This is a genomic window from Methylobacter tundripaludum SV96, assembly GCF_000190755.2.
GTDB lineage: Bacteria > Pseudomonadota > Gammaproteobacteria > Methylococcales > Methylomonadaceae > Methylobacter_A > Methylobacter_A tundripaludum.
Genome location: NZ_JH109152.1, coordinates 1056462 through 1079735 on the forward strand (window position 1 = coordinate 1056462; position 23274 = coordinate 1079735).

General features: G+C 48.7%; 22 protein-coding genes and 2 riboswitches. Of the genes, 16 read left to right on the forward strand and 6 right to left on the reverse strand.

Translation table 11 applies throughout. From position 1 onward, the window contains the following. The first annotated feature begins 51 nt into the window (after positions 1-51). Both METTU_RS04785 and METTU_RS04790 read left to right on the forward strand, forming a co-directional pair. The gene (locus tag METTU_RS04785) at positions 52-1503 is read left to right on the forward strand and encodes a sensor histidine kinase (RefSeq protein WP_006890183.1); all 1452 of its coding nucleotides are present in this window, start codon (positions 52-54) and stop codon (positions 1501-1503) included. Beyond that, the gene (locus tag METTU_RS04790) at positions 1500-2972 is read left to right on the forward strand and encodes a sigma-54-dependent transcriptional regulator (protein ID WP_006890184.1); all 1473 of its coding nucleotides are present in this window, start codon (positions 1500-1502) and stop codon (positions 2970-2972) included. Before METTU_RS04785 ends, METTU_RS04790 begins: the two co-directional genes overlap by 4 nt. A gap of 103 nt (positions 2973-3075) precedes the next feature. On the opposite strand, the gene METTU_RS04795 is transcribed toward METTU_RS04790, so the two are convergent. Beyond that, a complete protein-coding gene (locus METTU_RS04795; protein WP_006890185.1) occupies positions 3076-3426 on the reverse strand; it encodes a VanZ family protein in 351 nt (116 codons plus the stop codon). A 12-nt stretch (positions 3427-3438) separates the two neighbouring features. Here METTU_RS04795 and METTU_RS04800 point away from each other — a divergent pair, with 12 nt between their 5' ends. The 9 genes from METTU_RS04800 to rsfS all read left to right on the forward strand — a co-directional run bounded on the left by METTU_RS04800 (position 3439) and on the right by rsfS (position 11222). Further along, positions 3439-4233, forward strand: coding sequence for a ferritin-like domain-containing protein (locus METTU_RS04800; protein WP_006890186.1), 795 nt, complete (start codon positions 3439-3441; stop codon positions 4231-4233). A gap of 40 nt (positions 4234-4273) precedes the next feature. Next, complete coding sequence (locus METTU_RS04805; protein ID WP_006890187.1) at positions 4274-5413, forward strand: MlaE family ABC transporter permease; 1140 nt, start codon at positions 4274-4276, stop codon at positions 5411-5413. Then, a complete protein-coding gene (locus tag METTU_RS04810) occupies positions 5410-6210 on the forward strand; it encodes an ABC transporter ATP-binding protein (RefSeq protein WP_006890188.1) in 801 nt (266 codons plus the stop codon). Before METTU_RS04805 ends, METTU_RS04810 begins: the two co-directional genes overlap by 4 nt. Continuing rightward, on the forward strand, positions 6203-7117 hold the full coding sequence (locus tag METTU_RS04815) for an MlaD family protein (RefSeq protein WP_006890189.1): 915 nt from the start codon (positions 6203-6205) through the stop codon (positions 7115-7117). Before METTU_RS04810 ends, METTU_RS04815 begins: the two co-directional genes overlap by 8 nt. After that, positions 7114-7659 (forward strand): ABC-type transport auxiliary lipoprotein family protein, encoded by a 546-nt coding sequence (locus tag METTU_RS04820; RefSeq protein ID WP_006890190.1) that lies wholly within the window; start codon positions 7114-7116, stop codon positions 7657-7659. Before METTU_RS04815 ends, METTU_RS04820 begins: the two co-directional genes overlap by 4 nt. A 687-nt stretch (positions 7660-8346) precedes the next feature. Beyond that, on the forward strand, positions 8347-8700 hold the full coding sequence (smbP, locus tag METTU_RS04825; protein WP_006890192.1) for a small metal-binding protein SmbP: 354 nt from the start codon (positions 8347-8349) through the stop codon (positions 8698-8700). A 270-nt stretch (positions 8701-8970) separates the two neighbouring features. Further along, positions 8971-10209: a glutamate-5-semialdehyde dehydrogenase gene (locus METTU_RS04830; RefSeq protein ID WP_050897768.1), complete on the forward strand. Its 1239-nt coding sequence runs from the start codon at positions 8971-8973 to the stop codon at positions 10207-10209. Continuing rightward, positions 10210-10842 carry a nicotinate-nucleotide adenylyltransferase gene (gene nadD, locus METTU_RS04835; RefSeq protein WP_006890194.1) on the forward strand — a complete coding sequence of 211 codons (633 nt, stop codon included), beginning with the start codon at positions 10210-10212 and terminating at the stop codon, positions 10840-10842. 26 nt (positions 10843-10868) lie between these two features. Continuing rightward, on the forward strand, positions 10869-11222 hold the full coding sequence (gene rsfS / locus METTU_RS04840; protein WP_006890195.1) for a ribosome silencing factor: 354 nt from the start codon (positions 10869-10871) through the stop codon (positions 11220-11222). 208 nt (positions 11223-11430) lie between these two features. Here the strand turns inward: rsfS and METTU_RS04845 are convergent, their stop codons facing one another. Next, a complete protein-coding gene (locus tag METTU_RS04845; protein ID WP_006890196.1) occupies positions 11431-12255 on the reverse strand; it encodes a hypothetical protein in 825 nt (274 codons plus the stop codon). Between the two features lie 268 nt (positions 12256-12523). Here METTU_RS04845 and METTU_RS04850 point away from each other — a divergent pair, with 268 nt between their 5' ends. Next, the gene (locus METTU_RS04850) at positions 12524-13882 is read left to right on the forward strand and encodes an IS1182 family transposase (protein WP_006889238.1); all 1359 of its coding nucleotides are present in this window, start codon (positions 12524-12526) and stop codon (positions 13880-13882) included. Positions 13883-14102: 220 nt separating this feature from the next. Here METTU_RS04850 and METTU_RS04855 read toward each other — a convergent pair whose 3' ends face one another. From METTU_RS04855 to METTU_RS04865, 3 genes are all read right to left on the reverse strand, one after another. Then, a complete protein-coding gene (locus METTU_RS04855) occupies positions 14103-14672 on the reverse strand; it encodes a hypothetical protein (RefSeq protein ID WP_006890197.1) in 570 nt (189 codons plus the stop codon). Between the two features lie 17 nt (positions 14673-14689). Beyond that, on the reverse strand, positions 14690-16513 hold the full coding sequence (locus METTU_RS04860; protein WP_006890198.1) for a TonB-dependent receptor domain-containing protein: 1824 nt from the start codon (positions 16511-16513) through the stop codon (positions 14690-14692). 114 nt (positions 16514-16627) lie between these two features. Continuing rightward, positions 16628-16839: riboswitch (cobalamin riboswitch) on the reverse strand. Positions 16840-16887: 48 nt separating this feature from the next. Next, positions 16888-18954, reverse strand: coding sequence for a TonB-dependent receptor (locus METTU_RS04865; RefSeq protein ID WP_006890199.1), 2067 nt, complete (start codon positions 18952-18954; stop codon positions 16888-16890). A 114-nt stretch (positions 18955-19068) separates the two neighbouring features. After that, a riboswitch (cobalamin riboswitch) is annotated at positions 19069-19280 on the reverse strand. Positions 19281-19458: 178 nt separating this feature from the next. Between METTU_RS04865 and METTU_RS04870 the strand changes: the two genes are divergently transcribed. From METTU_RS04870 to METTU_RS04880, 4 genes are all read left to right on the forward strand, one after another. Beyond that, positions 19459-19710, forward strand: a complete 252-nt coding sequence (locus tag METTU_RS04870) for a hypothetical protein (protein WP_006890200.1) — start codon at positions 19459-19461, stop codon at positions 19708-19710. 177 nt (positions 19711-19887) lie between these two features. After that, the gene (locus tag METTU_RS24315) at positions 19888-20106 is read left to right on the forward strand and encodes a hypothetical protein (protein WP_006890201.1); all 219 of its coding nucleotides are present in this window, start codon (positions 19888-19890) and stop codon (positions 20104-20106) included. A gap of 19 nt (positions 20107-20125) precedes the next feature. Next, the gene (locus METTU_RS04875; RefSeq protein ID WP_006890202.1) at positions 20126-20632 is read left to right on the forward strand and encodes an REP-associated tyrosine transposase; all 507 of its coding nucleotides are present in this window, start codon (positions 20126-20128) and stop codon (positions 20630-20632) included. 250 nt (positions 20633-20882) lie between these two features. Further along, positions 20883-21242, forward strand: coding sequence for a DUF805 domain-containing protein (locus METTU_RS04880; RefSeq protein ID WP_006890203.1), 360 nt, complete (start codon positions 20883-20885; stop codon positions 21240-21242). A gap of 167 nt (positions 21243-21409) precedes the next feature. On the opposite strand, the gene tfpB is transcribed toward METTU_RS04880, so the two are convergent. After that, complete coding sequence (gene tfpB, locus METTU_RS04885) at positions 21410-23227, reverse strand: type IV pilus assembly ATPase TfpB (protein ID WP_006890204.1); 1818 nt, start codon at positions 23225-23227, stop codon at positions 21410-21412. Positions 23228-23274 lie beyond the last annotated feature (47 nt).

Sequence of the window (23274 nt, forward strand, 5' to 3'; positions counted from 1 at the left end):
TGGAAACAGTAAAGTTTCCTGCACTTTTTAAGTTACCTATATGAATTTTAAATGAAGCCGATTTTTTACCGTCCTGCCCAGCTGCGTGGCTTGGCCTTTCTAGGTTTGTTGTTGTCCGCTCTCGCCATACTCGGCGGCATGATCTGGCGAAATGTGCATCACTTTGAAACGGTTTTTTCTTATGTGAATTATTCGCATCGAATCCAGAATGTATCGGTGGGCTTACAGCAATCGCTGATTGAATATCTGACCGAAACGGTATCGGGTTCGCGTCCCGAGGCGCTGACCAAAACGCTGGGTGAGATGGATGCGTTAATGATGGATAACCGCTATTTGTCAGCAGCGACCCGAACAAGCCTGGAAACGGTCAAAAGCATGCTGATTGATTTGCCCTTGTTGAAAAAAGAAGAAAAGTACAATCGTCTGTTAACGGCGCTTAAATTAATGAGCGAAACGCTGGATAACGAGGCGCTGCAACGAGAGGAATTGCTTGAGGACATTAGTCGGGATACCCAAACCGAATTGTATATGGCCTTGGCAATATTCACGGCGATATTGGTTGTGGCGGTATTATTTTTACGCCTCAGAATCCTGCACCCGCTTAATGATTTGAGGGAACTGTTACAGCGCTTGACCGAAGAAAACTTCACTCCGATCACCACGGATCATCTTGATCCGCTGCTGTTGCCGGTGTTTAACAGTTACAACGAGATGGTTAAGCACCTGGCGGAACTGGAAGATGCCAATCGTTTACACGCCCAATCATTGCAGCATGAAGTCAGGTTAGCCACGCAAGCCTTACTGGAGCAGCAATACAGCCTGGCTAGAGCCGACCGGTTGGCGGCAATCGGCGAAGTGGCAGCGGAATTAGCGCATGAGATACGTAATCCATTGGCCGGAATCCAAATGGCATTTAATAATTTACGTCGCGAAATTGATGATATAGACCAGCTGGAGCGACTGGATTTGATTAATGCCGAACTGAAACGGATGGCGAGATTGCTTAACGATATGCTCGATCAAAGCCGTCATTCGCCGGAAGTGGCTACGGCTTTTGATGTGCGGACGTTAATTCGGGACTTGGTGGCGTTAACACGCTACCAGATTGCCGAATCGATACATCTGGAAATAGAAGCTCCCTGTGCGTTGCCGGTGCATCTGCCTGAAAGCGGGGTACGGCAAGCTTTGTTGAACCTGATACTGAATGCGGCCGATGCGCTTGAAGGCAATCCCGGAACTATCCGTATCAGGGCTCGAACTGACAAACAGGGGTTGCGCATCGACGTGCAGGATGACGGTATCGGATTTTCCCAGGATATGCTGGAGCATGGTATCCGCCCATTTCGCACCAGCCGTCAACGCGGCACCGGCTTGGGATTGGCTATGGTGCAACGCTTTGTAAAAGACGTCGGTGGTACAATCAGCCTCACCAATCAACCGACTCATGGCGCATGCGTGTCCATACTGCTGCCCTATGACTGCATTGTTAGAGATAAATTATGATAGAAACCCTGCTCATCATTGAAGATGAAAAATTGTTAGGTTCCGAGTTATCACGTCATTATCGACAGTCCGGTTGGGAAGTGGCGCTGGCTACCAATCTGAGTGAGGCCAGGGAGTTATTGCTAAAGAAAAAAATAGAGCCGTTACTGATTCTGTCGGATATGAATTTGCCCGACGGTAATGCACTGGATTTCATGGAAAAGGTCAGGAAGGATATTAGCTATACCGACGACTCCAAGGATAGAGGAGGCATGACCTCAGGGAGGAATGTAGAGCGCCGGGAACAGTTGCCTAGAACAATGCCGGGAGCCTATGCCGAATGGCTGTTTTTAACCGGCTACGGCAATGTGCCGGATTCGGTCAGGGCATTACGGCTGGGCGCTTATGATTTCCTGGAAAAACCCTGCGATTTGGAGCGTCTTGATCTGTTGGTCGCCAGCGCCGCACGTAGCGCCTCCATTCAGCGACGGGTTGCCGATCAAACCAAGCACCGGCACCGGCGTTATTCGCCGGATGCTTATGTCGGCCATAGTCAGCAAGCGCAGGGCATACGGCAGTTATTGGCAAAATTGACGCAAGTACCGTTCAGCGCCCTGATTATCGGCGGCGAGAGCGGCACCGGCAAAGGCTTGGCTGCACGCATATTACACTACGGCGGCTCCCGCGCCCAGCAGCCGATGATTGAAGTGAACTGCGCGGCGTTACCCCGGGAATTGCTGGAATCGGAATTATTCGGTCATGAACCCGGCGCCTTTACCGGCGCGGCAGGACGACATCGCGGCCTGCTCGAACAGGCCGATGGCGGCACCTTGTTTATGGACGAAATCGGCGAAATGCCGCTGGATTTGCAGGCCAAGTTGCTCAAAGTGATTGAAGATCATAAAGTTAGGCGCTTGGGCGGGGAAAAGGAAATTCAGGTCGATGTGCAGATCGTTGCCGCCAGCAACCGCGATCTGGAAAAAATGGCCCAGGACGGCAGCTTTCGCGCCGATTTATACCACCGTTTAAGCGTGTTCAAGCTGATCTTGCCGCCGCTGCGCGAGGCGGTAGAGGACCTGGACGAACTGGTGCCGTTATTTGTTGCCGAATACAACGCCAAAGCCGGACGCCAGGTTAAAGACATTCCCGACGCGGTATGGAGCAAGCTGAAAGCGCATTATTGGCCGGGCAACGTCAGGGAATTGCGTAATGTCATTGAACGCTGCGTATTATTCTCCGATGGGTCGACATTCCCCGGACAATGGCTGCAATTGCCGGGACAGCCTTCCGTCGAGGCACTACAAACCGAACAAGGTATTTGGTTGCCCTTGGATGGCAGCATGGCGCTGGATGACATGGATTGCTTTATTATCAAGACCGCTCTGGAGCGGGCGGATAATAACCTGACAGCAGCAGCCAGGGCGCTGGGAGCTACCCGCGAAACGCTACGCTATCGGGTGCGGAAATATAACCTGAAAATAGCCGATTGATAAACTCACCCCGAAGAACACGAAGTTTTTACCTTCATGTTCTTCGTGTCTTCGTGGCGATATGTTTTTATAGGATTGACATGCGGGTAAAGTGACGTGGTTGCTACCAACGCAGCTTATACAGCAAAAATACCGCTAGACTCGCACCGCCGGTATCGGCAAGCCAATCGACAATGTCAGAACAGCGACCTTCGACAAAAGACTGATGCCATTCATCGGATAGGCCGTACAGGCTGCAAAAGGTAATGCTGAGCAAAGCAAGTATAATAGGCCGATTGAGCAGGTGTTTAAAACTGCGCCATGCCAACACGCCCATTATAAAATAGGCTCCGGCGTGGAGAACTTTATCTTGCACCGGAAACAAATCCGGAACCGGCAGGGTAGGATGGTCGGAAAGCCAGAAAATAAATAGGCAATAGAGGAACAGCGACGTGAAATCTAAAATCTTGGTCATGGTTTTACAATAATGAAAAATTTATTTGAATTTGCCGAGGCATTTTTTGGTCAAGTCAATGTCGATGAAAAGTTGGCGCTGACCCATCAGGCTTGGCAAACTTGCATTGCCGGGGAATTAACGTTTACCTCGGACCGGCCTGTATTGCCGATAGAGCGGGTAACGTTTCCCGAGAAGCCGGAGTTATTGGCGCCCCGCCAGATGCCCCGGCGAAAACTGACCACGCCTGACGGTATTGCGGCTTTTTTTCATGCTATTGCCCATGTTGAGTTTGTCGCTATTTATCTGGCTTGGGATATTTTGTATCGTTTTCGCGGTATGCCCGAGCAATTCTATCAGGATTGGCTACGTGTTGCCGATGAAGAAGCGCAGCATTTCGCATTAATCAGGACGCATTTACTGGCTATGCAGGTTGATTACGGCGATTTACCCGCGCACAGCGGCTTATGGGACCATGCCAAAGATACAGCCGATGATTTGCCGGGCAGATTGGCGATGGTTCCTCGCTGTATGGAAGCGCGGGGATTGGATGTAACGCCTGCTCTGATTGAAAAGTTCAAGATACTGGGTGATGATGCAAGCGTGGCAATTTTAACGCGTATTTTGACTGATGAAGTAGGGCATGTAGAACTGGGGTCTTACTGGTTCAAGTTTGTGTGTCAGCAACGCAGTTTTGAAGCCGAAGCCAAATACCGGGAGTTAATCGATCGATACTATGTTGGCGGCAAACCGAAAGGACCGTTTAACAGGGAATTGCGCAAAGTGGCCGGTTTTTCGGATGCCGAGATAGATTGGCTGGAATGCTAATGGCGTCAGCCTTCAAGGTGAAAGCAATACAATTATCCCTATGACTGATACCTCAACCATTCAGGATACACCGCCTACAGTGGAAGTCGTTGAACAGAGCGACGGGCAGAGTTGTGTCAAACTGACAGGCAGCTGGAATCTTCGCAGCCTGGTAACAGCAACCGAACTGAACCGGAAAATCAGCTCGCACGCAGCTAATAAAAACATTCAGTGGGATTTGAGCTCGATTGAGGTGCTCGACAGCGCCAGCTCCTTGATTCTCTGGAAAGCCTGGGGAAAAAAACTGCCGGTTGCGTTGCAGTTGAAGCCTGAACATCAGCGATTATTTGACCGCTGGCAAGCCCAGAAAATCCCCGAACCTGAACCGGTCGGATCCAGTTCAAGCCTGATTATTAAATACGGCTATCAATTGTTTGCCAATTTTTGGGGACAACTGCTGCAACTGGTGACCTTATTGGGACAGCTGTTTTTGGATATAGGCTATCTGTTGCTGCATCCGGGCGACATTCCCTGGTCGGAAATTTCCATTACGATTTATGAATCGGGCGTTCGGGCTTTAGGTATTACGGCGCTGGTGGGCTTTTTGATCGGCATCGTGCTCAGTTATTTGTCGGCCTTGCAATTGAAGATTTTCGGGGCGGAGATTTATATCATCGATATTCTGGGTTTGAGCGTTATTCGAGAGTTAGGACCCTTGCTGGCAGCTATTCTGGTTGCGGGGCGCTCCGGTTCGGCAATGACCGCGCAAATCGGCATCATGCGAGTGACTGAGGAACTCGATGCATTGTCGGCAATGGGCATATCCCATTCCTTGCGCCTGACGCTGCCCAAGGTGATGGCATTGACCATCGTCCTGCCGCTGATAGGCGTATGGACCAGCGCGCTGGCGCTGATAGGCGGGATGGTTTCGGCGCAAAATACGCTGGACATCAGTTATCAGCAATTTTTTCTTAAACTGCCTGACGTGGTGCCGTTGACTAACGTTTTTATCGGTTTGGGGAAAAGCGCGGTTTTCGGCTTGATGATTGCGCTGATTGCCTGTCACTTTGGTTTTAGGATCAAGCCCAATACCGAAAGCCTGGGCAATGAAACCACTAACTCCGTGGTGGCAGCCATTACCGTGGTGATTATGGTCGATGCGGTATTCGCCATTCTGTTTATGAATGTGGGGATGCCATGAACGATCCCTACGCAATACGACTGGAGCACGTCTGGACAAGCTTTGGTGATCCTAAAAAGGGTACCGATAAAGTTGTTCATCAGGATATTAATCTTTGCCTGGAACATGGCGAGATTTTGGGGCTGGTTGGCGCATCCGGTTGCGGCAAGACGACTTTACTGCGCGAAATTATCGGTTTGCAAACGCCCAGCCAAGGCGAGATTTTTGTGATGGGACAGTCTTTGAAAAATGTTAATTCTGATCACGACCAGCGGCTGCGTAACAATTGCGGCGTGCTGTTTCAGAAAGGCGCGTTATTTAGCGTTTTAAATGTTTTTGATAACATTGCCTTTCCACTGCGGGAGTTGGGTTTCCAAGATGAAGAATTGATTGCACGCATTGTGTTCATGAAGCTAGAAATGGTGGGCTTAGCTGGTAGTGATGCCTGGTTAAAGCCGGCTGCTTTGTCGGGCGGTATGATCAAGCGGGTAGCGCTTGCCCGCACTATGGTTCTGGAACCGGCGCTGTTGTTGCTCGATGAGCCGACCTCGGGCCTTGATCCAATTTCCAGCGAAGATCTTGTCAAACTGTTATCCGAGATGCATAAGGATCTTCATTTTACCGTAGTCATGGTGACCCATGATTTGGATATATTGAGAGATTTGTGTACCAAGGTTGCAGTGCTGGCTGATAATAAGCTAGTTGCTTTTGGACCGCTGGCTTCTGTTTTAGACTGCAAGCATCCTTTTGTAGAAGAATTTTTTCACAATAGGCGCGCTGAACGGGTATTTAAATATAAGGAAACTGCTCATGGGTAGAGAAAATCATGCACTGATTACCGGGCTGTTTCTGATTGCTTTGGTGACGGCATCGACGGCGATTATTTTCTGGATTGGCACCATGAATCAGGAACGCAATCTCTATGCTATTTCAACTCGAGCCTCAGTTTCCGGTCTTAATCCTGAATCTACGGTCTTTTACCGGGGCATTGCGGTAGGGAAGGTGCTCAATGTTCAATTCGACCCTTTGGATTCCGGCACCATCCTTGTTCCGATTGAAGTCGACAAGAAAATCGTGCTGAGTAAGGGAGTTTACGCAACCTTGCGCTTAAAGGGCGTCACCGGATTAACCCAGATTCAGCTGGAAGATTCCGGTACTATTTCCGAGGAATTGCCGCCGGGCGATAACCCCATGACCCGTATTCCTTTGGTGCCGTCGTTGACTGACAAGTTGATGGATTCAGGAGAAGAGCTTTTGCATAAAGCCGACCATTTAATGCAACGGCTTAGTTCGTTATTAAATGATGAAAATGAAAAGAATATCGGCGGTATTTTAAGTAATCTCAAAACATTAACCGACAAGCTTTCCGAGTTGCAAAAAAGTGTGGATAAGGCGCTTGCCGGTGTTCCTGAGTTGACCACTGACGCTCGCAAAACCATGAGCAATATCGATGCGTTGGCTAACGAGTTACAGGGCTTAACCAGGGAAGTGAAAAACCTCAGCGCAAAAGCGGGGAACCTTGTCGATAGCGGAAAAAATACCGGCGATGCTTTGGCGCAGACGACGTTACCGAAAGTGAACAAGCTGCTGACTGAATTACAATCGACAACTCAACAGGTAAAAAGAGTTGCCACGATGCTGGAAAATAATCCGCAGGAATTACTGCTGGGGCCAACTCAACGAGATGCAGGGCCGGGTGAGCCAGGCTATAAGGAACAGCAATGAGATGTTTATTAATCGGCTGGCTGGTTTTTTTAAGCGCAGGTTGCAGCGTTACTGTCAGGCAGCCAGTGCTGCATGATTTTGGCGTATCTGTGTCAACAGCGACTCAGCAGAGTAAAGCATCGGTTAGCATCAATGCGCCGACCTGGCTTTGGGATAATCGTATTCGCTATCGATTGTTGTTTTCCTCTCCCTCGCAAGTCAGGTTCTACGGTTTGGATCGCTGGATTGCCTCGCCGCCCGAGATGTTTGAGCAGTTGCTGAATTTAAGCGGCAAGACTAAGGATTACGCATTGATAATTCGGTTTCAGGATTTTGAACAGCAATTTGATGCGCCTGACCGAGCTCGTGTGGTGTTGCGTTTTTCGGTGGAAGCTTATGCTGATAACAATAAACAGAAGATCGGTACGCAGGAATTTTATCTGCAACGGCCCACTCAAACGCCGGATGCGGCTGGCGCAATCAGTGGCTTTATTGATTTAGTCCATGAAGCTGTTGAGAATATTCGGGATTGGGTTGCAGGATTACCGGATCATCAGGAATAGGCGCTTTATAACTGCATGGAAGCAGGGTGTGCTTGCCTGTAGGCAAAAAAAACCTCCCAGTGCCAAAGGCAAAGGGAGGAAAGGTGTACAGATACTGGATAGTTCTGAACTTTCACACTACGAGGAGGTATATGAAACTATTGGAGATAAGCTGTTAAGCTTTGATCTCGTGGCACAATGCTAAAAAATAGCAAGAAAACGATCGCGTAAAAAATAAAGATCAATATTCCTGAGAATATCTTTATAAATCAGTCATGGGGATTATTCTCCGATGACTAAAGATTATACGTATGTAACTGTATGCTCACAATAGGGCTGTAAATTAATAGATTGTTTCTATTTTGTTGATAGTTGCTGAAATTTTCTTTGAATTAAACAAGTGCATGTTTGCAGGATCAAAAATCCAATTTCTTCGATCAATAAACCTTGTTACCTATCCGATGAACCCGTTTTTGAGCTGAACACCTTACACTATCAAAGCCTTAGGTATTGTGTAACATTAGGTAATTCTACTAATTGTATAAAAAACCAGTCACCTCTATCCTGTAATTGCTTTAAACATACAACTAAATTTTTTGGTTGGACGGGTTTGGCATGCAATTGACAAGAGGTTTGGGCTTCCATGCTTTTGTCGGTTGGTTTCTTTTTTAGAAAGATTATCACCTACACTTTAATGAGGACAAAATCATGAAAAAATCAATATTTGCATTTGCAGGTTTATTGTTATTGCTAGGAACATTTCTAAGTACTGCGGTTTTCGCTGAAGATCATACTAAGGCAGCTCTGGAACACGCCAGTGCGGCGGTAGATGCGGGTAAAGCCGGTAAGTCTGAAACTTTGGTCGAACACGCAAAATTGGCAATGGAACATACGTTAGCCGCCGCCATAACAGCCAAGAGCATACCAAAAGGCCATCTGGATGCTGCCGCCAAGGAACTGCAAGACACCATTGATCATGGTAATTTGGGGCACGCCGATGTGGCCACGACACATGCTGAGGCAGCAGTAGAGCATATAAAAGCCGCCACCAGCAGCAAATAGTTTCAATATATTATGAAAAGGGCGGAGTATTCCGCCCTTTTTTTTGCTTTGAATTCTGCTATCTCTTGAATAGTCGAAATGCTGAAAATACCGCCGGTTAATTCGCAGCAACTTAAGCTAAACGCTCCTGTTACGGTCAAGCTAGCTCATAAAACTGTTTAATATCCGATAGTTGTTACACTTAAAGACTGTCAAAAAGCCGCATTAAACTATATAATTGCGCATAACATTCATCCAGTTAATGAGAATAGAGTGGATATTAAAGAATACATGAAAACGCTGGGTCAGCAGGCCAGGAAAGCGGGACGGGAAATAAGCCGTACCGAGTCGGGCAAAAAAAATCTGGCTTTGCTGAAAATCGCCGAAGCGATTGAGAACAGTCATGAACTGTTAATAGCGGAAAATCGTAAGGATTTAGATGCCGGCAAGAAAAACGGCCTGGATGCGGCTTTGCTGGACAGGCTGGAATTAAAGCCAGTCGGTATTCAAACGATGGTTGAAGGTTTAAAGCAGGTTGCTGCGTTACCTGATCCTGTCGGCGAAATCAGCGATTTAAGCTATCGGCCCAGCGGCATACAGGTAGGCCAAATGCGCGTACCGTTGGGCGTGATCGGCATTATTTACGAATCCCGCCCCAATGTGACGGTCGATGCGGCAGCTCTGTGCCTTAAATCCGGCAATGCCTGTATTTTAAGGGGCGGCTCGGAAGCCATCCATTCCAATCAGGCGATTGCAGCCTGTATTTCTCAAGGTCTGGAAGCGGCCGGTTTGCCGGTGGAAGCCGTACAAATCGTGGCAACGGCGGATCGTGCAGCGGTTGGCGAATTAATTACGATGGATCAATACGTCGATGTGATCGTTCCGCGCGGCGGCAAAAGCTTGATCGAGCGTATTTCCAAGGACGCAACAATTCCAGTCATCAAGCATCTGGACGGCATCTGCCATGTTTATATTGACGATACAGCCGACATAGACAAGGCGATCAGGATTGCCGTCAACGCCAAAACCCATCGCTACGGTGTTTGCAATGCGATGGAAACCTTGCTGGTTGCCGAAAGCATTGCCGCCAAAGTATTGCCGCTGCTGGCTGAAAAATACAGAGAAAAAGGCGTTGAATTACGCGGCTGTCTTAAAACCTGCTCCCTGATTCCGAGCTGTATCAGAGCGACAGAGGAAGACTGGGACACCGAATATCTGGCGCCGATTTTATCGATCAGGATTGTCGACGGCATCGATCAAGCGATGGAGCATATCAATCGGCACAGTTCCGGGCATACCGAAGCGATTGTGACCGAGGATTACACTTTGGCTCGCCGTTTTCTGCGGGAAGTGGATTCCAGCTCGGTGATGGTGAATGCCTCGACCCGCTTTGCCGACGGCTTTGAATACGGTCTGGGCGCTGAAATCGGCATCAGCACCGACAAGCTGCATGCGCGCGGCCCCGTGGGTTTAAAGGGTCTGACATCGTTGAAATACATCGTTCTGGGTGACGGCCATATCAGGCAATAAATGATCGGCATCTTCGGAGGCACCTTCGACCCGGTTCATTACGGACATTTACGTTCGGCGCTCGAAGTTAAGGACATCTTCGGGCTGGGTGAAGTCCGGTTAATTCCCTGCGCTAATCCGCCTCATCGCGAACAGCCCGCCGTAACCGCCGAAATGCGCTTGCAGATGCTGGAGCTGGCGATAAAAAACCAGCCGGGGTTAAAGATCGATACCAGGGAATTGGACAGGTACGATTTGTATCAAGTGCCGTCGTATATGGTCGACACGCTGGAGTCTTTAAGACAGGAGTTTCCAAGCGAACCCTTATTGTTGTTTATCGGAAGTGACGCGTTTACACATTTAACCGGCTGGCATCAATGGCAGCGGTTATTCGACTTTGCGCATATTGTAGTGATGACTAGGCCGGGCTTTGAAACACAGACGCTCGACGATTTTTTTAAAGCCCGACTGGCCGGAGTAAATGAGTTGGCTCAGGCTACCGCAGGAAAATTATGCTTCCAGCAAGTCACCCAGCTGGATATTTCGGCGACGGCGATCAGGGACATAATTGCAAGAAAACAGAATCCGGGTTTTTTATTGCCCGATGCTGTCATAGAATACATCAAGCAACACAAGCTTTACGAGACACATTGATCTCATTATTTACACTAGGAATTTGAATGCAAGCAGAAGATATATTGAAAATTGTCCAGGAAGTTTTGGATGAACGCAAAGGACAAAACATAACGACACTCGATGTTCGGGGCAAAACAAGTTTTACCGACTATATGGTCGTAGTAACCGGTACTTCGGATCGTCACCTGAAATCGTTATGTGAGTACGTATCGGAAAAGCTAAAAGAAAACGGCGTTAAACCTTTAGGCATGGAAGGCGATCTGGGTTCAGACTGGGTGTTGCTGGACGTGGGGGACGTGATTGTCCATGCGATGAACGCCCAGGCGCGTGGGTTTTATCAGCTTGAGAAATTATGGTCGGTTGAGGGTTCTAAAGAAGGCGAGCAGCAAGCGGGTTAATAGCTGTAGGGCGGTTTCGCGCCAGCAAACCGCCGATCGACGCACAACGCCGATGACAGTCGTTCGCAGTTGCGGTGGATTGCCTAGCGGCGAATCCACCCTACAAATCATCCGCCTTACAGCTTTCCTGCCTTACTACAGTGTTGCAAAAATAATCAGGCTTACAGCGTTTAAGGGCGAATCCGCCTTACAGCTTTAATTGCGTTTGTTAAGTCCTTAACCACGCCGATACCGATGATGTAACGGAGAACAAGTCCGTTACCTTTTTCATAATTTCTGCTGGGGCGCCCAGTATCAAACGCGCCTTGAATGGTGTCCCCACACCCTCAGTAGAATGCTTAACCAGCGGATGGAGCTTTCTTGAAACTTCATAAATGAAGTTATTTTCAAACACGACCTTTTTATCTCCATGTGGCGTTAGTTCAGATACCTTTTGTGAATCCGGAAGAGTAAGCGTCCCACCAGTATGAACTATGGAATGACGCAATTGCCATAACACCTTTAAGCGAGCACAGTCATCAGAGGAAAATAACTGACGTTTCAATCCGTAGGCATCAAAATACTGATTAACTCGATCTGGGTTATGCCATCCGGTTAAACAATCAGCCATTACAAGCCCGACAGACTCAGCACCTAAACCACGATGAGCTGATAACCTCACTGGATCAATAACAATTTCAGTCGTTTTTGAAATCTTTTTAAAAAATGCGTCTATATCGAATTTTTCTAAATAAGCAGAAGCATCAAACATTCCCGCAAATAGGTAACGCTGATATGTTTCAAAATGCCCCATTATTGCTGGAAGTAAAGCAGAAACAATGTGCTGTAAACTATCATGCGCATCTTTTTGATAATCGCCATTTCCTTTTGTGGGAAATTTTCTGGCACATAGATCAACAGCGCTTTTTGCTTCAACTGTATATTTCAAAAAGGCCGTACCGGGAGATGATAAATAATCTTCATGCCCCACATGAGCATTGGTTGGCTCAGAAATATACTCTTGAAACTCTTTTTTAGGTTTTCCTTTTGCCACGATACTTAATTCCTATGGGCCTAACTAATATTAGACATCTTAATAGATGCAAGACATTGCGTCATTTGTTTGCCTGATAATTTAAAAAATTAAATTGCGTAAATTTTAGTATGTCCAAAATAAATTCAGGTAGTACAACAAAAAAGCACGGGTAATTGAATCATGAATACTCACAACAAACAATGGTAATAACCTAGGAGACTGTCGGATTTAGCAGTGCAAAAAGTGTTAAAATAACCCTATCGAAACACCAAATCAAAAAACAAAAATGGCTACCCAATTCATCCTGATTGATCGCGATACCCCCTACATTCTGCCCCCGTGTGTTCAGGATTATTTGCCTGAAGATCATATGGCCCGTTTTGTTGTCGAGATTGTCGATCAACTGGATTTACGGACGCTATCAGCCGTCTATGCGGGCAAAGGAAAGCGCCCCTATCATCCGGCGATGCTGTTGGCGTTGCTGTTCTACGGTTACGCGACCGGCGTATTTTCCAGTCGCAAACTGGAGAAAGCCACTCATGACTCGATGGCCTTTAAATACATCTGCGCCAACGAAAACCCAGATCACGACACCATCAACAGCTTTCGCAAGCGCTTTGGCAAAGAGATCGAAAGCCTATTTGTCGAGATATTGGTACTTGCACAAACCTTGGGGCTGCTTAAGCTGGGTACGGTGAGCCTGGACGGCACCAAGATTAAAGCCAATGCCAGCAAGCATAAAGCCTTGAGCTGGGATTACGCCAATCAACTGGAAGCCCAGTTCAAACAGGAAGTTGAAACCTTGATGAAACTGGCTGAAGCCGCCGACAATTCCCCGCTTCCAGAAGACATGGATGTACCCAAGGAACTCAAACGCCGCCAAGACCGTTTAGCAGTGATTGCCAAAGCCAAACAGGAAATCCAGGCCCGTGCCAAGGCGCGTTACGCGCAAGAAAAGGCCGAGTATGACGAAAAGCAGGCTAAGCGTGAACAACACCTGAGTGAAACCGGCAAGAAAATGGGCGGCAAAGCCCCCCAAGCGCCTACCGATGCGCCTCAAGGTAAAGATCAAGTCAGCCTGACCGATGAAGAGTCCCGCATCATGCCGACCCCTAATGGTTTTGAACAAGCCTATAACGCCCAAGCCAGTGTTGATATTGCCACCCACCTGATCGTTGCTCATCACATCACCCAACACACCAACGACAAACAAGAAATCGAACCGGCCTTAGCCAAACTGGAACAGCTCCCGGAATGCTTGGGGAGTGTTGACAACCTGTTGGCCGACACCGGCTACTTCAGCCAAGCCAATGTAAAGGCGTGTGCTGATGCAAAGATAAAACCGTACATCGCCCAAAAGCGGCAAAGCCATAACCAAGCCCTTGACGCCCGGTTTCAGCATCAGCCGGAAATAGGCGAAAGCACCTTACCGCCGGTTGAGGCCATGACCCATCGCTTAACAACCAAAGCGGGCAAAGCACTCTACGGCAAGCGAAAATCTACTGTCGAAACCGTGTTTGGCATCATTAAACACGTCCAGGGATTCAGGCAATTCCAGCTTCGAGGCCTGGAATCCGTCCAAAGTGAATGGAATTTAGTCTGTATAGGCTGGAATTTAAAAAGAATGCATGTATTAAGAGGGTGAGAGAGGAAAAAGAGCATTGAGCTGCCCATAAAACAGAACTATGGGCATTAAAAATCCCAATAAACCACTTTTTTAAATTTTAATCGTGATTAAGTGGGGAGGCTCGCTCTATTAATCCGACAGCCTCCTAGGTCCTAGACTCCGCAAACTTTTTAGGCTGATGTTGGGTTAACGACAATACCCTCTGGGACGCAACAGCCGTTAACCCGAGGCGACTTCTTTAAACTTCTTTATGACTAGCCGCCAAAGCTGGCAATGACTTGACCAGCTTCATAACTCCATATCCCAAAATCATATAAATCAGGGCGGAACTGACATAAGGCGGGTAATACATGGCTACCCGTGAAAAATACTGACCCCAGGATAAATCCGGATAACGGCCTGAAAGCACATAGAAACTGCCGTTTGAAATGACAAATGCCGCCGATGTCGCCAGCGCTATCACACCAAACTGCATTAAAAGTTCAGTCGGTTTCAATGATTTAAATACCGAGCAGTAGCGTCCTGCAAACCACATAACCGCATAAGTAGGGATCAGGAAAACATAGGCGGGCGACACGCACCAGCTGCTGGTGCCGTTTGATATGGCGATAGTGTCAATCAATCCAGCCAGAACCAGCAAGAAGGGAAACAAAGCCTTTTTGCGGTAAAAACCGGCAAAGAAAAAAACCGCCAACGACGCATCGGGCAGATGCAGGACGTCGCCAAAGTGGTGAAAGCGCGTCAGCGTCATCAGCGCGATTAACGGAATCGGTAAATACTCGACTTGCAGCCATTGTTTTATGTTCATGGTGTTTCTCCAAATGGTTAGTTGTTGTAGTGGATTGAAAGAAAGAAATTCCGGTTTGCGGTATTGTAGGTATTGATGGTTTGATACTGTTTATCCAGCAGGTTGTTCAGCTTTGCGCTCAACATCCAGTTTTTATTTAAATGGTAGGCGGTACGTAAATCAACGGTTACGTAACCGGCAACCTTGGTTTTGTTCAGTGCATCATCAAAACGGTCGGCTTGAGCCAGCACATTAGCGCCCAGATCAAACTGTCCGAATGAGCGCGATAAATCGTAAGACAAGGTTTTTTCCGCACGGCGCGGCAGTCGCGCATTAGTCTCCCGGTTTTTAGGACTCAGCAGGTTCATGTTCAACTTGCTGTTCCAGCCCATCAACTGAGTTCCGATTTCGGCTTCAATGCCGTCAATTTGTGCTTTGCCGACGTTTTCCGCGCTGGATAGAAAGGTTACTGGATTGGTTACCGTCACGATCAAGTTGTCGATGTTGGTATGGTAAGCGCGAACTTCCCATTGCAGCCAATCATGGTCACCGGCCAATCCCGTTTCGAAAGATGTTGATTGTTCGGCTCTCAGAGCGGGATTGCCGAATCCGGGAAAATAAAGCTGGTTAAAGGTCGGCGCTTTGAACGCATTACCGAAACTGGCAAACGGGCTGATGCCGTAGCCCCCGTTATAACGCCAACCGAAATTGCCGGTCAGCTGTTCGCCAAAGGCTGCGTTTTTATCCCCGCGTACCGATGCGTTGATAAAGTGATTGTCCAGAATGCGACTGTGCAACTCGGTAAAAATACCGGCATCATAACGGGAACTTTCGTTGTAGGCGGTTGAGCCGTCGACCTGATCCAGGCGGTAATCTGAGCCGATAACCAACTGGTGATCGTCAGACAAGGCAACTTCATTCAGCCAGCTGGCATTCCAGCGGGTGCTGTTAAAGCTGCTGGAGAATGTCCCATTAGGCGCAAAGTTGTCGCCGTCGTCGCGGCTTTGCCCCAAGCGCAGTATTGAGCGCCAGTTTTCAACAATGTTCATGCCGGCTGTCGTGCCGACAGTCTGCTCTACAAATTCGGTTTTATTTTGGGCAGTACCATCGTATTCGTTTTTTCCCTCAGCCCGCATAAAAAACGTCTCAACTTCGGCATTGTTATCAAAACGGTGGCCTATGCGGGCATTCAGCGCCGTATTCAGGTAACCGTCCTTGTCGGGTTGGTTTAAACCTCTGACAGGCGACCGGGCATTAAAACCTTGAGAACCAAACTGCGATGAACCCAAGGTATACCAGCTGTTTTTCCATTGACCGCTGACAGAACCGGAAGCGCGGTAAGTGTCATAGGAGCCGCCGCCTGCATCCAGGGTGACGCTGGGCTTGTCCTCGCGCCCGCCTTTGCGGGTAAAAATCTGGATAACCCCGCCGATTGCTTCCGAACCGTAAAGGCTCGATTGAGGGCCGCGAATAATTTCCACCCGCTCGACCTGATCGAGCGGAATTAGTTGAAAGGGTGTGGTGCCGGAGGTGACAGAACCGACTTTAATGCCGTCAATCAACACCAGTACATGATCGGAATTGGTTCCGCGCATGTAAATATTGGTGTCCTTGCCGTAGCCGCCGCTTTGCGCCATGTCGATGCCGGTCGTGCCGCTTAACAGTTCCGGTAAGGTTTTAGCCTGAAGGCGTTCAATATCCTTTCGGGTATAGACGGTGGCCGCAGCCGCCAGCTGGTTTTTAGCCGTTTCTGTCCGGGTTGCGGTGACAACCAGATCGGGAAGATTTTGCGGAGTTTCCTGCGCATATAGCTGGGTATTAAAGCCCGTGATTAATAATGAGCCGAAGATGAGTTTTTGCATGGTTGTCCTCTGCGCCGCCCGCGCATAATGGTTGTGAGTACACAACAGAGGACAATGGAAAACGAGAGATGACGCGGAGCTAGACTGTCATTTTCGCTGACAGCCCTCCGCTGTACCGAATTACACTTTCGGGCCGGTCTCCGGGCTTATAAGTGGCGTTAACCTGAATCATCACCTTCCCATGCGTAAGCACAGTGGCATCTCGATGAAACTTTTACTTATATACCGTTGCGGGGGCAGCGTCGGATTTGGTATTAACCTTACCGACTTCCCGTTTAACCATTGGGTTTGAAAAACCCTCCGGAACCTGAAAGCAAGGCGCAATTATAGGGAGTTAAATCGATAAAGCAAATTTACGGCTGCCGTAAACAAGATTAAAACCTTACCGAAGCCGTCAGCCTTAACATACGCGGTTCCACCGGATGCTTGAGTATGCCATCCACTCCTTCGGCGGCTTCTCCCGGCAAACGCGACGTATAGGCATAAGCCGTGTCGTTGCTCTTTGAACCCAGCAAGTTGAACAGATCGAGTTCAAATTTCAAGTCCTTATGCTGATAGCCAAATCCCCAGTTAACCAGCGTCGTATCGCCTGCGGTCAGGCTGCCTGTGTCATTAAGCGGAATGTCGCCAAAGTGGCGCAGGCGTAACGATGTAAAGGTATGAAAGGGAAGTTGTACCACCGCTCCGGCGCTGATGACCCGGCCTACCGAATTGGTAATATGGTTAACCTCGCGCGGCACGCCGACATAACGCGCTTTTGAAAAAGACAGGTCCGCATCCAGGGTCAGGGTATCGTTGACTTGGTAATAGTTGCTCCATTCCACGCCGTGACGTTCGCTACGTCCGCTGGGCTCGGTGCTGCTCGCATCGCCGACGAAAATCAGTTCGGAATTGACCTGCATCCACCACAGCGCCACCGTGGAATTCAGCCCCGGAATAAACTGGTTACGCACGCCGATTTCACCGCCGCGCGACCGTACCAACGGCGATACGGAATCGGCTGGATCGCCGCTGACCGGGTTAACCCGCAAGGTAGCGCCGCGTGCGTCATTGGAGTGATGACCGTAGCCCAAATTGATAAACACTTCGTTATCAACCCAAGGGCCGAAAATCAGGCTGAGTTTGGGGCTCAGCAGAGATGCGTTTCGTTGGCCTGAATTGGCTGCGAGTGTCCTGCTGTTAACATTCATATCCAAAAAGTCGGCACGTAATCCGGAAATAGTGCGGAACTTTTCCAACCACTGAACTTGATTTTTCAGGTAAACCGCTACGCTGGTTTCGCTAATGTCATCCTGGCGCACCGTCTGGAAAATCCGGCGTTGCTCAGTGCGGTTTAACGCCGCTCCGATGACCTCGTCATGGCGGATTTGCATGCCTACACTGTTGTCGACGTCCATCCCGAACCATTTGGCAAACCAGGTTTGTTCGCCGTTGCCGCCGGTGACCACGCGGCGCTCGGTTTGATGCACTTGATCGCCTTGCTTGGGGTTGTCAAGAAAACCGGTAGGGTTGGAATAAAGATTCAGGTCGTAATAAGCAAGATAGGCATTAAAGTCGTTTTTGTAGCTGTCGCCCCTGCTCCAAACGTTGCTCGACAAGCTGTAACGGCTGCTGTCGCCGCCATCGGAAGGGTCCATGCTGCCGTACAGGTCAAGCATACCGCTATCGATAGCCCGCTCCGGAATCTGGTTAGTTGCGTTCCAGCTGGAGTGGTAGGCTTTGGCGTTGACCGACAAGCCCCAATCCTTGTTGTCCAGCGTGTAGCGCAACATGCCGTTGTATTTGCCCAAATCTTCCGGCTGTTTCCATACGCCGTTATAAGCATTGAATTCGCCCGCAGCCAGCAAATCGCCGGCGCCGATTTTTTTGGAATCCGCCAATAGCGCACGGTAATAGCCAAACTCGCCGCCGGTAAATTTGAATAGACCTTTGGGTAAACTGCGCATCGTGTGCATCCGCGAATAACCGGCGGAAGAAAAATCCCCGGCATCGGCATAATAAGGCCCTTTGCCGTATTCAATATGGTCAACCAGTTCGGGAATGACGCTGTTCAAGTCCAGATAACCTTGCCCGTGAGCATGGCTGGGCATGTTCATCGGTACGCCGTCGACCATTACCGAAAAGTCGGTGCCGTGATCCAGATTAAAGCCGCGCAAATAAAACTGATTGGCCTTGCCCGAACCGCTGTGCTGCGTTGCCAGCGCACCGGGTACTACTTCAACCAACTCGCCGGCTCGCGCCAAGGGTCGGTAAGCGAACTCACGTTGTCCGACTACGCCTTGCGATGCCGATGCGGCTATGCCCAACAAATCGGTTGCCCGGCCTTTGACCTCCATCGCGTCCAGCGTAACGGTTTTTGCTTCATCGGTGGATGAGGCTTGCGAGGGTTGAGTCTGGATAAATCCGGCAATGATTAATGAGCTGAAGATGAGTTTTTGCATGTGTGTCCTCCGCGCCGCCCGCGCATGGAAAGTTGTTTTACACAACAGAGGACAAAAGAAAACGAGAGATGACGCGGAGCTGTACTGTCACTTTCGCAGACAGCCCTCCGCTGTACCGAATTAAACTTTCGGGCCGGTCTCCGGGCTTATAAGTGGCGTTAACCTGAATCATCACCTTCCCATGCGTGAACACAGTGGCATCTCGATGAAACTTTTACTTATATACCGTTGCGGGGGCAGCGTCGGATTTGGCGTGAACCTTACCGACTTCCCGTTTAACCATTGGGTTTGAAAAACCCTTTGGAACCTGAAAGCAGAAATGATTATAAGGGGTGGGGGGGATAAAGCAAATTTGCTGGGATAGGTTTTGTGTAATTAGTTTTTTATCTAGGTTTAAGTGTTTATACTTAGGTCGTGGCAAAGAATAAAGAATAAGTCGGTTATGTGCCATTCAAGGCTTTGAATATACTGTCTATTTAACGTTAGGAAAACGAGATTTAAATCATGAAAGAACGAGAAGTGATGTTTACAGATATAGTGTCGGTTCTTGAATTTGAAAGTTATGACAAGATAAATCGACATCTTACATTAGGATGGATTCTACTCGGCGTATTTAGCATTCAGTATTCTGAGCATGGTTATACGTCCCGATATAGCATTGGCTGGTCAAGAAAAAACGGTGATATAAAATACCCAGAAAAAACACAGGGAGAGCTATTGCTTGCCGAATATGAAAATGAAGATTGCCCATTTTAAATGGGAATTACGGTAGGGCCGTAGCCTAGTCCCGTAGGCCGGAATAAGCCGGTTCGAGCGGTAGCGAGAACTGGTGTTTCCGGCAAGCACCATCCAAACTCGCCGGAAACGCCACCTCGCGCTACGCGCTTGGACGGCCTTATTCCGGCCTACGTCTAATATTTTTAGGGTCTGCCTATGAGCGATTATCGACGCTTATATATTCCCGGCGGGATGTATTTCTTTACCTTGGTAGGTTATCACCGCAAACCGATCTTTGCTGACAACCCCATAGGCCGGAATAAGCCGGTTCGAGCGGTAGCGAGAACTGGTGTTTCCGGCAAACACCTGCCAAACTCGCCGGAAACGCCACCTCGCGCTACGCGCTTGGATGGTCTTATTCCGGCCTACGCCTAAATGTTTTGAGGGCCTGCCTATGAGGGATTATCGACGCTTATATATTCCCGGCGGGATGTATTTCTTTACCTTGGTAAGTTATCGCCGCAAACCGATCTTTGCCGATAGCATACGGGTGGATCAACTCCGCCGGTCTTTTCGTGAGGTAAAGGCGAAACGCCCTTTTGATTTGTTGGCGGCGGTGGTTTTACCGGATCATCTGCATTGCTTATGGCGCTTGCCGGAGGGTGACGTCGATTTTTCCACCCGTTGGCAAATGGTGAAGGCGGATTTTTCGCGGCATGTTCCCGAGAAAACCCGAAAAAACGGCGCAAAAACGGTTTGGCAACCGCGCTTTTATGATCATTGCATCCGCGATGAAAACGACTTCCATAAACATTTGGATTACATCCATTATAATCCGGTCAAGCATGGTTTGGTTTCCATACCCGGCGAATGGCCGCATAGCTCTTTTGCACGTTTCATCGCGCTTGGTTGGTATTCAAGCGGTTGGGGCGATGTTGCGCCTCCCGATGAACACGAGTAGTAATCCAGGAAAAATGCGGTAGGATGGTTAGAGTAGGCCGGAATAAGCCGGTTCGAGCGGTAGTGAGAACTGGTGTTTCCGGCAAACACCTGCCAAACCCGCCGGAAACGCCACCTCGCGCTACGCGCTTGGATGGTCTTATTCCGGCCTACGTCTGGTCATAGCTGAGACAACATCAATATCTTAGCTGACTGCATCACCCCGGCAGTCAGCTAACAAACTCAACGGGGCAAACTGGAAGGAATAGATCATGAATTGGTATCTGGAAGTTTTAAAAAAGTACGCGGAGTTCAACGGGAGAGCCAGCCGACAAGAGTATTGGTTCTTTATGTTGTTCAATATTCTTATCAGCGCCTTTCTTGCAACCATTGACTTTTTTGGCGGCTCTTTTAATGTTGAAACCGGCGTCGGCCTGTTAAGTGGTCTTTACTCAGTGGCCGTCCTGATTCCCGGCATAGCGGTAACGGTTCGGAGGCTTCATGACACTGACCGTAGCGGTTGGTGGTTGTTGATTCCGCTGATCCCGGTTATCGGCGGGATCGTGCTTTTTATCTTTATGGTTCAGGACAGCACGTCCGGCGACAATCAATATGGTTCTAGCCCAAAGTAGGGCGGCAATGCGCAAGGCGTGGCGGTCGAATAGGGCAGGCCTTCTCCGTATTTTTCTGGCGCGCTACGCTGGGCCTTGCCACCCATGCCGGAGTAACGATCTTTTGGTGTCCCGCAGACACTTTTGCGAATGCGAAAAGGGGTTTGACGGGTAAGTTGACTAGAACATCAATCCTCGATGTTCTCTGGCGTAACTCTTAACATTTCATCAACACTGGTTATCCCCGAAGCTACTTTTTCAGCCGCACTGAGGCGTAAGGGTCTCATGCCTTCAAGCATGGCTTGTTTTTGCAGCACGGCACTGTCGCAACCGCTGACCATTAATTTTTTCAGCACCGGTGAGTTACTGAATATTTCATAAATGCCGATTCTGCCCGAATATCCTGTGTATCTGCATTCTTTACAGCCTACTGCTTCGTATATATAAGAAGGGGTTGCCGCTTTATAGGGCGTAATTAATCGGGACCACTGTTCATCGTCTATGCCGACCTGTTTTTTACAGTTTCTGCATAAAACCCGTACCAGGCGTTGCGCCATCACGCCTAATAAAGTCAGTTGAATCAAGTAAGCGGGCACGCCAATATCCAGCAAACGAACCACTGCCGAGGGCGCATTATTGGTATGCAAGGTGGAAAACACCAAATGCCCGGTAAGCGAGGCCTGAATCGCCATTTCCGCTGTTTCCAGGTCGCGGATTTCGCCGACCATAATAATATCGGGGTCCTGGCGCATTAAAGCGCGAATGCCGCTGGCAAAAGTCAGCCCGATATTGGCTTTAACTTGCAACTGGTTAAAGCTGGGTTCGATCTGTTCAATCGGGTCTTCCACGGTACACAGGTTGACTTCGGGGGTAGCCAGATGTTTCAGGGTTGAGTACAGCGTGGTGGTTTTTCCTGAGCCTGTAGGTCCTGTGACCAGGATGATGCCGTGCGAATGTTGAATCAATCTATTCCAGGTTACCTTTTCGTGGTTGTTAAAACCCAGTTGTTTATAATCGCGTGTCAGTACTTCGGGGTCGAACACGCGCATGACCATTTTTTCGCCGAAAGCGCTGGGCATCGTGGAAAGTCGTAATTCAATTTCTTTTTTTCCGGATAGATGCGTTTTAATGCGGCCGTCTTGCGGCAATCTTTTTTCAGCAATGTTCATCCTACCCAGAATTTTTAACCGGCTCATCACCGGATTCATAACGGCTGCGGGTAACTGATACACATCATGCAAAATGCCGTCGATTCTAAAGCGCACATTGCCTTGATTACGGCGAGGTTCGATATGAATATCGCTGGCACGCTGATCGAACGCGTATTGCATTAACCAGTTGACCAAATTAACAATGTGCTGATTTTCCGCATCGAGATTACTGATTTGCCCCAGTTCAACCAATTGTTCAAAATTATAAAGGGTGCTGGTTGGCTGATTGGCTGAATTATCGGTCGCCCCTTTTAATGATTTTGCAAACGCGTAAAACTCGCCCAAATAACGTTTAATCTCATCCGGATTAGCCAACACACGAGTTATTTGGCCCGGTTGGATTTTTTTAAGGTCCGCCTCCCAAGCCCGAATATAAGGTTCCGCGGTCGCAATGACGGCTTCATCTTTACTCACTTTGATCGGCAGGATGTTGTAATTTGCAGCATAAGCGTGACTGTAAATTAAAGTCACCGAAGGGATGTCGATTTTTAACGGGTCGATGTAGTAATAGGGCAGGTCGACTTTTTTTGCCAACCACTGGGTTAAATTCTCAAGCGTTAAAGGTTTTCCAAGCTGAGTTTGGTCTGTTACATCGCATTCGATAAGAATATTGAGCGGGTGTTTGACTTGGCTGGTAGAAGATTTTCCGTATACCCGGCACTTTTCAAGGTCCGCGTCCGAAATCACCCCGTCTTCTTGCAACCAAAGCAATACCTGCTCAAGCGTTAATTTAGCCTCTTGCTGCTCTTTTGGGTCAGCGAGTGGCGGGCGTTGGTTTAGCAATTGTGTAGACATTAAATGACAAATGATGATTGGCGGGTAATTGTACTCGTCTGTAGGAA